The following is an 11,767-nucleotide window of genomic DNA, read 5'->3' on the forward strand; positions in this document are numbered from 1 at the left end:
CAACCCTGAGGAGGGTTGTTTTTGATTAAAAGTAATCTGAGAAATAAGGGGTTTGTGTTTCTAACAGGTCTTCGATTAATTCCAATGTGCCAAGGCTGCATTCCAGCCGGCCTATCCGGTGAAGATATTCAGGTTTCCGATAAGCAAATAATAAGGCTGTCATCGTTTGTATATCCGCTTTCGCTGTTTCAGGATCTCCGCCTCGCTTTAAAACCCCTTTCCCTTCAGGGGAGATTTCGACGGTAAAGACACCTTGATTCCATTCAAGCAGCGGATCGTCTAATGTAAACGTCCATGACCGTTTCTCTTTTTGCGGTTTGAAAGGATACTGATTCATAAACTGTTCAATATCAACAATACGGGCCATAAAGTAAGGAGAAATCGTTTCCTTAATCTCGGCATCTTCTAACAGAAAGGCAATCGGTTCATTAGAATAATTATTACCCACGACTTTTGTGACCATAGAGAAATGGGCAGATATAAAGTTCCACAAACCTCTTCGCGCCTCTTCATTCACATAAACCATTTCTTTAATATGAAAAATTTCATCCGCAATCCAATAAAGCACATACCCGTTCGCTTGTCTGGATTGGTCATAATAAACCGCTGCTGTGAGGTCATCTAAATCCCAGCGCCAATATTCATCCCATGCTAAATCATTCCTGATCATGGCGGCATGGTTTTGGTGCGCGAAGCGGCTGTAGACTTCCTTGATCACCTCATGATCCGGATCTACGCGCTCAACTTCACCCAAAACCGTTCTCATTTTCGGAAGCTGAAAATCTTTCACTTCAAAGGTCATTTTATCGCTTATGATTTCCCAGCCTTTTCGTCTGTAGTAAGGAATTGAGTAAGGGAAGAGGTAGGAAACGGATTGTCCCCGCTCCCGCATATCGACTAAAGCTTTATATAACAGTTTGGCCATTAATCCCATATTGGCGTATTCGGGATAAGTCCCGACTCCCGTCACGCCGCCCATTTCATACGTTTTATTAAAAATTCGCACTTGGAAAGGGTATACCGCAACTTGTGAAACCAGTTTATCTTTATCAAACCATCCTAATACGTGTGCTTGTTCCAATACAGGAAGTTTCGCAGACACAATCTCTGGTTCCTTCCAGCCCACTTCATGCAAATTACTGTTCGTTACTTGGAAAACATACCGCAACAGCTGGTTAAACTGTTGTAAATGTTTCGTTTCAACTTTCTTCAATTCAAGCCTTTTTTCTCTGCTCATTCTGTTCGCTCCTACATCAATAGATAATCAGGGCTGCACCATAAAATGACTGAACGTCAATCATTTTTGGAGGTGCATGATCATATTTTAACAATATTTTCATCGTTTCATGCAATCTTCAACAATGCGGCATCAGAACATGAAAACGATTTACATAAAGTGTACATGAAAATCTTCCGCAATTCCAATGATTCAGTGAAACGCACGGCCATATGAGCCGTGCGTTTAAAATGTTTATTTGACGACAGACATATTGACGCTGTTGCCGGAGACTGTCACTTTGGCAAAGTCTTGCGTATCGATGACGGGTGTGACCGCTTTGTTGTCGATGGTGATGTTTGTAAATGATGTCGAGAAGTTTGATTTGATAGCAGGGCGCTGATCTTCCGATGTCACGGCAACGGTTGCGAGCGTTTTCCATTTTGAGATGGCGCCGACGTTTGTTTGGCTGATTTCTGAGATGATGCGGCCGCTGTATCCGTCATTGTTCGTGCCCCAGTATGTTGCGCGGGTATTACCGTTAAGGTTTTTGTAAATTGTCAGCTGCACGGTGCTGCCGGGACGGAAGCCTTTCGTATAAGTGAATTGGCTTTCTCCTTCAAGGTACCGGACCTCGCTCTGACCTTTAGAACCGACTTTCATAATCGGTTTCCATACGTTATACTTCTCACTGTATTGAAGCCCGATATCGGCTTCTGTGCCTCCGGTAAAGCCGGAATAAATATAGGCTGTTCCATTTGACACCTGAATGGAGCTTGGCAGCTGAATTTTCGTGACGAGAATGGACCCGGTGCTGTTCAGGTAGGCCCTTCCGCCGATTCCTTTACTGAGCTGAGCCGCCGCTTCCGCCGTTTTTGGGCTGATAAGCCCCGGTATATCCGCCGAACATGTGCCAAAAAGAACGGTTACAGTGAGCGCGCCCGCAAGCAGCCCTTTTTTGATCATCATTTTTCTCCTCCTGAAATCATAGTTAGATAGCGCTATCATCATACATTATAAAAATATTCTGGAAGAAATTCCATATAGAAGGTGCCGGGGAAAGCCTATTTGAATCTTTTTACCTATTTATCTTGTAAATGGTTATTATTTGAATTATGATATGTTCAGTAATACGACATTTACATAACGGGGGATGACAGAGATGAAAAAGACGGCAGCCGTGCTTTTGTCTTTAGGTCTGGTGTTCAGCTGTTCTTACGGAGCGGGGCAAAAAGCAGAGGCAAAAACAAAGGTTAAAACGTATCAAAACTGCAAAGCGCTGAATAAGGTGTACAAAGGCGGAGTGGCCCGTACATCTAAAGTGAAAAACAAGGGCGGAAAAACAAAGTACAAGCCGTACGTGTCAAAAGCGCTTTACGATGCCAATCGAAAGCTTGATCGGGATAAAGATTATATCGCATGTGAGAAATAAAAAAAACAAGGCCCTTTATAAGGGGCCTTATTTTTTTGAGATTACTCGACGGTCACTGCTGTTCCGTATCCGATTAATTCAGATGTGTTTTGTCCGGCGGTCAGTTCAAACCGCAGACCGACGATGGCATTGGCTCCCAGCAGTTCAGCCTCTCTGATTAACCGCTCTTTTACGGCCTTTTTTGAATCCTCCAGCATCTCCGTATAGCTTTTCAATTCGCCGCCGACGACTGATTTTAAGCCTGCGAGCAGGTCTTTTCCGATGTGGCGGGACTGGACGATGCTGCTTGTCACCAATCCTTTTACTTCTGTGATCTGTTTTGCGGCAATGGTATCAGTTGTTGTCATGATCATACAGGGTTCCCCTTTCATGTATCACATACCTCTATCTTACCATCTATGCGGCCCTTTCGGCTGCATTGATTTGTTTTTTTCTGACAGCGGCGCTGACCGCAAACATAACTGCCGTATTCAAAACCAATGCGATAATGCCTGTATTCATATCTTTAACGGTTTGCGGGAGGGACGGGAAAAGGGTTCCGATGGTCGATTTGGTCAGCGTGATGAACGCAACCGTTCCGACCCCTGCCAATATGCCGGCAAAAGCGCCTTGGCTCGTGACAAAACGCTGTTTCGGCAGGCTGAATACAAGCGCCGGGAAAAGCTGTGTGACGAGGCTGTATCCCATTAAAAGCAAGGTGACGATGGTGTTTCCGCCTTTCAGCGTAAAACACACGGAAATCAGCGCAATCACGGGAACGGCGTATTTTGCCAATTGTGATACCGTTTTGTCGGATGCTTCGGGTGCGATGGCTTTATATACATTTTTAGCGAACAGCGTGCTTGAGGCCATTAAAATCATCGAACCGGGAACAAGCGCTGTCAGTATTCCCGCCGCCCCGATAATGCCGACAAACCAAGGATCAAATGTTTGCAGTGAAAGCTTTAATAATGCGAGATCCGTATCTGCTCCTTTTAATCCGGGCACTTGGAGAATCGCCGCAAATCCGACAAAGATGACAAACAGCAGGACTAGCTGGTATAGAGGCATCATGATCGCGTTTTTCCGGAAAACCCGCGGATGCTCTGCTGAATATGATGCTGCGAAGGTATGGGGCCACATGTAAAAGCCGAGGGCTGTCAGCAGGACGGTCGAGCTGAACCATGAAACGCTCTGTCCGGTTTCAGGGAGAGTGAGAAAACCCGGTTTTGCGGCTTCAATTTCTCTGAACATTTCTGAAAAGCCGCCATAGTAATGAATCGGCATGTAAATTCCTAAATATAACACAACACCTAAAATCATAATATCTTTGACGACTGATATCCAGGCAGATCCGTGAATGCCTGAAATCATGACATATATCGTGATGGATGCTGCACCGATCCAGATCGCGGCGGACGGGGAAATCAGCCCGTAGGATGTTGCCGAAACAATCAATCCGAGGCCTTTCAGCTGCAGGACGAGGTAGGGAATGAGGGCGCAAATGCCCACGAGTGACACGAGAATACCGAGGAGCGGACTTTTATATTTTGAAATGAAGAAATCAGATTGTGACATCAGTTTATGTTTTTTGGCATAGGCCCAGACCGCCGGCAAAAGCCAGTACGACAAAATGTAAGCGAGGCAGCCGTAAGCGATGATATAAAAGGCGGGGCCTCCTTTTCCGTAAGCCCATCCGCTTCCGCCGAGAAACGTAAAGGTCGTGTAAATTTCTCCCGCCATTAATAAAAAGACAAACAACGTGCTGAAGCCGCGTCCGCCAACCGTCCATTGTTCAAGGTCCATATTTTTTCCTTTTCGGGCGCGGATTCCAAGATATACACAAAATAAGAGCACGGCGGCCATCATGATGAAAGCTGCGTTCATTCTGCATCACCCGCCTTGTTTTCCTTGTCCAGTTTGTAAACAGCCGCCATCAGCACAGAGGTCAGCAAGGCCCATATGACAACATATGCAAGGATGAAAGGCATACCGAAAAGATAAGGGGTCACCCGATTGGCGAATGGGATGCCGGCAAGAATTCCTAAAAAGGGCAGGGCAGCGAGTACATGAATCAGTTTCATAACATTCCTCCTTTTAAATAAAAAACAGCGTGTCCCGAATTATAAATAAAATCATGTTGAATGTATAGTGTGAATAGTCTGAAATTTACGGTGAGGAAAAGTAAAAGCAGTCCGTGCTGCTTTTTAAGTTTTAGCGGCAAACAGATAATATTCCAGCAAGGTGTTTACCTGTTCCCGAATTCTGGGATTGAAATAGCGGTGCTTTTCTTCATACCCGTTTACGGTGCAGACATAAAGCGTAAATGCTTCATCCCTGTCCTCCTCATATATTTTAATTTTACGCTTTCTTAACTGTTTTCGAACATCAGCCAAATCCTTTTGTGCTAATTTTAAAGAGCAGCTGATAAGCTGTTTATAGGGTTGTTTTAATTTGAACGGGCATGAGTCAAGCGCTTCTAGATCCCGGTTCAGGATGGTGACAGCCATGGGTAAAAACAACCCCCGTTCAATGAGATTAATGGTGTCAGTCTGGATGTTAGGCATAAAAACTCCTTCTTTCTTAAAGAGAACGTTTGTTCTTGTTTTTATTCTATACTCGTTTTCGTTATGTTTCAAGACAGAAAATCCCGTAAACATTTTCGTTTTTCGGAGATAATGTGTAGAATAAGGATAGACAAACTCGTTAAGGAGTATAAACGTTGGAGCAATTCTTTTCATATTTGACTGAGGAGCAGCTGACGGAGTGGTTCCAAAGTTATAGATCTTTCGGTCCTGCTGCTGCGGTACTTTTACCTTTTATTGAAGCGTTTCTTCCATTTTTGCCGCTTGTTGCGTTTGTTGTAGCGAATACGAATTCGTTTGGATTGTGGGAAGGTTTTTTTCTGTCTTGGCTCGGATCGGCCGCGGGATCGGTGCTTATGTTTTATACCGTCCGCCGCTTCGGTCAGAAAAGGGCTTTCGGTTTTATCCGGAGGCATCAATCAGTAAGAAAGATGATGCTTTGGGTGGAGCGCCATGGATTCGGCCCGCTGTTTATTTTACTGTGCTTTCCCTTTACGCCTTCGGCCGCGGTGCATGTTGTTGCCGGCCTGTCACGGGTAGGTGCGCTGCAGTTTATGACAGCCGCTGCCATGGGGAAATTGGTCATGATCTTTATGATCAGCTTTATCGGATATGATCTTCACGCGCTCATCACACAGCCCGTCCGGATGGTAATTGCGATCGCGGTGATCGCTGCGCTGTGGTATGCCGGAAAGCGTATCGAGCGGCGTTTACACACAAGAGTCAGTCAGCATGAGAAAGACGGAGGGAGACAAGAATCTTGAAAAAACGGTTTTGGTTTATAGCCGGCGTGCTTATCGTTGTTTTGGCCATACAATTAAAAAATGCCATTTTTATTGATTATAAAGTTGAAGGAATCAGTATGAATCCGACCTTTAAACAAGGAAATGAGCTGATGGTCAACAAGTTTTCCCATCGTTATAAAACAATCCGCCGCTTCGATATTGTTCTGTTTAAAGGCCCGCATCATAAAGTGCTGATTAAACGTGTCATCGGACTGCCCGGCGAGTCCATTGCATACAGGGATGATCAGCTGTATGTAAACGGAAAACGCGTGGCCGAGCCGTTTTTGAAACCATTGAAGTCATCGCTGTCTTCCGGAAGCCATGTGACCGGTGACTATACATTGAAGGAAACGACAGGCCGGAAAAAGATACCGAAGGGACAATATTTTGTCGTCGGTGACAACCGTATATACAGCTTCGACAGCCGCCACTTCGGCCCGATTAAGGATAAAAATATTGTCGGGGTCATCAATGAATCAGACGCCAAATGAAGGGCGTCTTTTTTGCAGAAAAATGATTGCGAATATTTGGAAGTAAGTTTATAATGAAAATTGTTACGCGTGTAACAAAAAATACACACTTTATTTTTGGTTTTTTTTGTTTCGTGCGTAACAAAAAAGAAGGAGCTGATCAAATGAAAACAGAGGCTGTCATTATCGGGGGAGGGCCGGTCGGGCTTATGCTTGCGTCAGAACTTGCGCTGGCCGGGGTGAAAACGTGTGTCATTGAACGTCTGAAGGAAACGGTGCCGTATTCAAAAGCGCTCGTTCTGCATCCGCGCACGCTGGAGCTTTTGGCGATGAGAGGCATATTGGAGCGATTTCTGGCCGAAGGAACAAAACTGTCTGCCGGCCATTTTTCTATGCTGGATGCCCGTCTCGATTTTTCTGTGCTGGATTCAAAGCAAAATTATTCACTATTGCTACCTCAGGCAGATACAGAGCGGCTTTTGGAAGAGTATGCGGCAGGCTTAGGCGCTGAGATCGTGCGCGGGACGGAAGTTTTGGCTGTGACGCAGCATGAGAACGGGGTGCAGACGGTATTGCAAGACGGCAGCGGCATCCGTACGATAGACAGCATATATGCTGTCGGCGCGGACGGAGCGGGAAGCATCGTGCGGAAACAGGCCGGGATCGCTTTTCCGGGCACGGATGCCACAATGACGGGGACGCTCGGGGACGCCGCGCTGAAAAATCCGCCTGAGTCAGCATTTTTTTCAGTGTGCGGTCAACAGGGAGCAGCTGTCATTGTCCCTCTGCCGGACGGTCTTTACCGTGTCATTATCGTTTCTCCGCACCTGCCGCAAAAGCGGAAAGATGAACCGGTCACCGAAAATGAGCTGAAGAAAGAGCTCCGCCGGATATGCGGAACGGATTTCGGGCTGAGTGATCCTGTGTGGATGTCACGGTTTGGCAATGCGCAGCGGCAAGCTGACCGGTATCGTTCCGGCCGGATTTTGGTTGCGGGGGATGCGGCGCACATTCATTTTCCTGCTGGAGGGCAAGGGCTGAATGCGGGGCTTCAGGATGCAGTCAACCTCGGGTGGAAGCTGGCCTCGCAAATCAAAGGTGAAGCGCCGCCGCATCTTTTGGACAGCTATCATGAGGAAAGGCACAGAGCGGGGGAAGACATTTTGCGCAATACAGAAGTGCAGACGAGGCTGATCGATTTCACCGACTCGGGGCTCGCATTAAGGGACACGGTGTCAGCTTTATTGGCTTTTCCGGAATCCAATCGATATATAGCGGGGAAAATATCTGCTCTTGATGTGCATTACGAACCTGATCCCGATATGCCGCCGCATGTCCTCAACGGAAAACGGCTGCCGGATATGGAGCTTATTCTTCAGGACGGCCGTGCCGTCCGGCTGTATGATTTTCTTCGGAAGGGCGCATTTGTGCTGCTGTCATTAAGAGAAAGCATACCTGCCGATTTTGATACAGGGAGAGTGGCGGCTGTCCGGGCTTTTCTTTCTGAAACGCGTGCCGATTGGCAGAATGTCCATACCGTATTGATACGGCCGGACGGCCATGTGGCTTGGGCGGCGGACGTATTAAGAACCGATGCGGAAGAAGTCGTATTGGCCGGTATGAAGCGCTGGGGATTGAAGTCATAACATTTTTCGTGATTCGATTGTTTCTTCCGTAACAAAACGATATAGTAGAAGAAACAAATGAATACGGAAGGGTGACCGGCAGTTGGATTCCAGCCATCTTGAACACGCAAAGCATACGATTCTTGAACGATTGACTGATATTTTTCACCAGCAGGAGAGGTGTGAGGAGGAAATCAGAGCTTCTTTGGCCGGGCGGATTGAGCAGCTCCGTGAGGAAAACGGCAAAAAACTTCAGCTGACGCTGACGGAAATTCATGTATTGTCTTGTATCGGAGATCATGAGCCGATTAATGTGACATCGATCACTGATAAAATGGAGACAACAAAAGCCACTGTATCAAGAATCTGCTCGAAGTTTTTACAAGCAGGCTTTCTGCGCAGAACCCGGCTGAGCGATAATAAAAAGGAAGTCTATTTCCGGCTGGCGCCTGCTGGGAAAGAGCTTCACAGCCTTCATCATGAGTACCACGAAAACATTAAGGAGCGGTTTATGAGGTTTTTGGACCGCTATACAGAAGAAGAGCTGTTATTTGCTGAACGGCTGTTTCGTGATCTTTCGGCAAACTGGCGCTCTGTCAAGGCTGATGGAACCCGATTCTTCGAATGAAAAAAACACGCAGATGATATGCGTGTTTTTTACTTTGTGCAGACATGATCAAGTTCAGGTTCTTTTTTCTAATTGGCCGCTGCCTTCTTGAGAAAGGTGATGCAGCAGCCGGTAAAACGGCGGAAGCATGGCGATGACAAGAATAACCCGAATAACCTGAACCGCAACGACGAAGGTCGAATCCTCATGCAGCGTGATGGAGGTTGCCGCCATCTCGGCGATGCCGCCGGGTGCGAAGGCGAGAACGGATGTAATCATCGGAATGCCCGTCAGCTTAGAAACGATCACCGCGCTCAGAATCATGGCCCCGATTAACCCGACTGAGGAAATGAATCCGACGGTAAGCACCCTTGTGACGCCTGTAAACATGCTTTTATACATTTTTGAACCGATCGTGGCGCCTAGAAAAATCTGAGACAGCTGGTTCGCTTCCGGCGGCCACCAGGCCAGGATATCCTGCCCCGCAAAACCTGACACGCCGATTTGAGCAGCCGCAACGCCTATCATGCTGCCGAGCAGCCACGGAGCCGGAAATTTCAGCAGTTTGGCTCCTTTACTGGACAGCCACGCGGCCAAAATAAACCCGGCCGTTAGCAGGACGGGGATAAGCCCTGCATTTGCGGCTCCCGATGCCATCGCTCCTGCGGCTGCCTGAGATGCGCCGTTTTGTTTCGTAAATAAGAAAATGACCAGAAACGGAATCGTCATGACGACCAAGAGGACGCGCATCAGCTGGATGAGGCTTACGATGGCTGTATTGGCGCCGACTTCCTGAGCGATGCCGGGCATGGCGGACAGACCGCCGGGGGCCGTGCCTACAAAGCTTGTCATCATGTCCGTCCGGCTGAAGCGCCAGAGCACATATCCGGAAAACAGGGCCATGACAATGGAGAAAATCAGCATGATGCCCACCGGCAGCCAGTGCTCCCGTAAGACTGAAAGTACGGACAAGTTCAATTTCTGGCCAAGCTCGATTCCGAGAATCATTTGTCCTAACGCGAGCCATCTGCGGTGAATGCCTCTTCTGTCAGGCGCCATAAACAGCCAGCGCGGCCGCACGATGGAAAGGATGCAGCCGGCCATAAGCGTTCCGAGCATCCATGCGATAGACATACCTGTAAACGAAAGAAGAAACCCCCCTGCCGCACTGATGAGGATAAACCAGATATCCGAAAGGAGATGTTTGTCTTTCTTCACTAAAAACCCTTCTTCCTAAAACGTTCATATTTAATTGTTAAGCTCGTTAACTTACTATAACTATAGTATAGATTTTAAGATAAATAAATTATTAATTATTACTCATCAGCCATTCGGTTTTCTTATCGTAAACGTAAAAAAAGCTCCTGATCAGGAGCTTTTTCCGCTAGGCCGCCATTTTCCGGCAGGCCTCAGCACATGTAAAGCATGCTTTTGCGCACGCCTGGCAATGGTCATGATCGTGCATCTGGCACTCTTTTGCGCACGCTTCGCAAATGCCGGCGCACAGCGCACAAATCTCGGCTGCAAACGGGCTTTCTGCTTCTATCGCCCGTACGGCAAACGCGCACATGTCCGCGCATTCTCTGTCAAGCCGAATGCATTCGCTTAATTCATCATGGTTCTGCTCAGACAGACACTGATGAAAACACCTGTTGCAAGCCTCCATACAGCTGATACATGCCTCAAGACAGGCTTGCGAATTTTGCAATTGTACCATTTGCATAACCTCCCCCGAATGTGTCAGGATGGTTATCCTTTTCCCGGCGAGTTCGAAGTCAAACCTGCCGGGTGGCGGGAGGGGAGATGTATCATATCATATAAAAACCAGACGGCATGACGCTGCTCGTCTTGAGCCGTGCGCGCAAATAATTGCTTCGCCTCAAGGTTTGAGGATCTGTCGGCTGCGTGCAGATAAAAATCAGCCGTTCTTTGTTCGTCGAAGAAAGCCGACTTCAGCCCGTCTCTATATGAATGCGGACAATGCTCTGTTTGTTTGGGCGTTAAGTGTTTTCTGGTAATCGAGGTATACAGTGAAGAAAAGGCGTGAAGGTGGCGCACTTCTTCCTCTCTGATGTGTTCGATTCGTTTTCTGATTTCTGCGGTCGGCGCTTTCTCGGCCAGGATCGAGTAGCAAATTACGGCGCTGTATTCTCCGTTGATTGATTTTATAAGGTCTTTTATGAGGACAGAGTCGTCTCTGTATACGGCTGTGCAAGGAAAGTAATTGTCGTACATGGGCTCACCCCCGTATTTTTTATACAGTATACGATCACATACCGTGACATGTGCGGATATCATTGCTTATTCTTGATCGACGGGAGATGTAATATGATCATCATAAGTATCGATGAACAGGCGGCCATTGCTTCCGCGGACAGCGTATACGACGTCGCTCACTTTAAGCTGCCTCTTGTCCAGCTCTTTTCTCAGCCACGTTTCCGATACGTGGTTTTCTTTCAGGTTCTTAGTGACCAGTTCTCCGTCCATGACGAGCTCTACCGCAAAGTTTTTTTTCTGTTCGGCGGAAATGCCGAGGTCTTGTCTTGTGACGGCCGCATATTCCGGTTTTTTTTCAACAGACATGCCTCCGTTCGTTTCGATTATGGCGGTTTGGACTTGAGAAACGTCAAATATATCTTTTTCACGCAGCTGCTGGTTTAGATAGTCGATGGTATAACGCATTGTTTTCATGTTGTTTTCGAGTATTTTGCCGTTTTGGATAACAATGGTCGGTTTTCCTGCAAAGAAGCCTCTGACGGCTCTGTTTTTCATAGAAAAATATGCGACTCCGTAAATGATCGTTACAAAGATGGTGTAAGCAATGACAGTATAATGAATCGGCAGCTTTGTATTAAACGATAAATTTGCCGTAATGGCGCCGAGCGAGATGGCTGCAATGAAATCAAAAAGCGTCATTTGTGAAATGGTTTGTTTTCCGAGTAAACGGGCGCCGATAAAAAGAATACTGAACGAAAGGGCGGTTCGTATAATGACTTCGGGATATTCTGACATATGTTTAATCCTTTTTCTTTTTAGGTTGGACAAAAACTGATCTTTTTAAAACAAGC

Annotated in this window: 15 protein-coding genes; 5 read left to right on the forward strand and 10 right to left on the reverse strand. The window is 46.9% G+C overall.

Translation table 11 applies throughout. The features are described from left to right. Positions 1 to 25 precede the first annotated feature (25 nt). On the reverse strand, positions 26 to 1,237 hold the full coding sequence (locus tag AXI59_RS01430) for a GNAT family N-acetyltransferase (RefSeq protein ID WP_061527180.1): 1,212 nt from the start codon (positions 1,235 to 1,237) through the stop codon (positions 26 to 28). A 234-nt stretch (positions 1,238 to 1,471) separates the two neighbouring features. Continuing rightward, a complete protein-coding gene (locus AXI59_RS01435; RefSeq protein ID WP_061527209.1) occupies positions 1,472 to 2,182 on the reverse strand; it encodes a YrpD family protein in 711 nt (236 codons plus the stop codon). Between the two features lie 196 nt (positions 2,183 to 2,378). Between AXI59_RS01435 and AXI59_RS01440 the strand changes: the two genes are divergently transcribed. After that, positions 2,379 to 2,648 (forward strand): excalibur calcium-binding domain-containing protein, encoded by a 270-nt coding sequence (locus AXI59_RS01440; RefSeq protein WP_061527181.1) that lies wholly within the window; start codon positions 2,379 to 2,381, stop codon positions 2,646 to 2,648. Between the two features lie 41 nt (positions 2,649 to 2,689). Here AXI59_RS01440 and AXI59_RS01445 read toward each other — a convergent pair whose 3' ends face one another. The 4 genes from AXI59_RS01445 to AXI59_RS01460 all read right to left on the reverse strand — a co-directional run bounded on the left by AXI59_RS01445 (position 2,690) and on the right by AXI59_RS01460 (position 5,194). Further along, positions 2,690 to 3,001 carry a YbjQ family protein gene (locus AXI59_RS01445; protein WP_061521742.1) on the reverse strand — a complete coding sequence of 104 codons (312 nt, stop codon included), beginning with the start codon at positions 2,999 to 3,001 and terminating at the stop codon, positions 2,690 to 2,692. 43 nt (positions 3,002 to 3,044) lie between these two features. After that, complete coding sequence (locus AXI59_RS01450) at positions 3,045 to 4,514, reverse strand: sodium:solute symporter family protein (RefSeq protein WP_061527182.1); 1,470 nt, start codon at positions 4,512 to 4,514, stop codon at positions 3,045 to 3,047. Next, complete coding sequence (locus AXI59_RS01455) at positions 4,511 to 4,711, reverse strand: DUF3311 domain-containing protein (RefSeq protein ID WP_061527183.1); 201 nt, start codon at positions 4,709 to 4,711, stop codon at positions 4,511 to 4,513. Before AXI59_RS01455 ends, AXI59_RS01450 begins: the two co-directional genes overlap by 4 nt. A gap of 123 nt (positions 4,712 to 4,834) precedes the next feature. Next, positions 4,835 to 5,194 (reverse strand): YhjD family protein, encoded by a 360-nt coding sequence (locus AXI59_RS01460; protein ID WP_061521745.1) that lies wholly within the window; start codon positions 5,192 to 5,194, stop codon positions 4,835 to 4,837. A gap of 155 nt (positions 5,195 to 5,349) precedes the next feature. On the opposite strand from AXI59_RS01460, the gene AXI59_RS01465 reads away from it, so the two are divergent. The 4 genes from AXI59_RS01465 (at position 5,350) to AXI59_RS01480 (ending at position 8,720) form a co-directional block, all read left to right on the forward strand. Continuing rightward, positions 5,350 to 5,976, forward strand: coding sequence for a TVP38/TMEM64 family protein (locus AXI59_RS01465; RefSeq protein ID WP_061527184.1), 627 nt, complete (start codon positions 5,350 to 5,352; stop codon positions 5,974 to 5,976). Then, positions 5,973 to 6,488, forward strand: a complete 516-nt coding sequence (lepB, locus tag AXI59_RS01470) for a signal peptidase I (RefSeq protein ID WP_061521747.1) — start codon at positions 5,973 to 5,975, stop codon at positions 6,486 to 6,488. Before AXI59_RS01465 ends, lepB begins: the two co-directional genes overlap by 4 nt. A gap of 143 nt (positions 6,489 to 6,631) precedes the next feature. Next, positions 6,632 to 8,113: a monooxygenase gene (locus AXI59_RS01475; protein ID WP_061527210.1), complete on the forward strand. Its 1,482-nt coding sequence runs from the start codon at positions 6,632 to 6,634 to the stop codon at positions 8,111 to 8,113. Positions 8,114 to 8,195: 82 nt separating this feature from the next. Continuing rightward, positions 8,196 to 8,720, forward strand: coding sequence for a MarR family transcriptional regulator (locus tag AXI59_RS01480; RefSeq protein WP_061527185.1), 525 nt, complete (start codon positions 8,196 to 8,198; stop codon positions 8,718 to 8,720). Positions 8,721 to 8,774: 54 nt separating this feature from the next. On the opposite strand, the gene AXI59_RS01485 is transcribed toward AXI59_RS01480, so the two are convergent. The 4 genes from AXI59_RS01485 to AXI59_RS01500 form a co-directional block, all read right to left on the reverse strand. Beyond that, positions 8,775 to 9,917, reverse strand: coding sequence for an AbrB family transcriptional regulator (locus AXI59_RS01485; RefSeq protein ID WP_061527186.1), 1,143 nt, complete (start codon positions 9,915 to 9,917; stop codon positions 8,775 to 8,777). A gap of 166 nt (positions 9,918 to 10,083) precedes the next feature. After that, positions 10,084 to 10,416: a four-helix bundle copper-binding protein gene (locus AXI59_RS01490; RefSeq protein ID WP_061521751.1), complete on the reverse strand. Its 333-nt coding sequence runs from the start codon at positions 10,414 to 10,416 to the stop codon at positions 10,084 to 10,086. A 32-nt stretch (positions 10,417 to 10,448) separates the two neighbouring features. After that, on the reverse strand, positions 10,449 to 10,934 hold the full coding sequence (locus AXI59_RS01495) for a ferritin-like domain-containing protein (protein ID WP_061527187.1): 486 nt from the start codon (positions 10,932 to 10,934) through the stop codon (positions 10,449 to 10,451). 66 nt (positions 10,935 to 11,000) lie between these two features. After that, on the reverse strand, positions 11,001 to 11,711 hold the full coding sequence (locus tag AXI59_RS01500; protein ID WP_061521753.1) for a DUF421 domain-containing protein: 711 nt from the start codon (positions 11,709 to 11,711) through the stop codon (positions 11,001 to 11,003). Positions 11,712 to 11,767: the final 56 nt, after the last annotated feature.

This window comes from Bacillus nakamurai, assembly GCF_001584325.1.
Taxonomy (GTDB): Bacteria; Bacillota; Bacilli; order Bacillales; family Bacillaceae; genus Bacillus; species Bacillus nakamurai.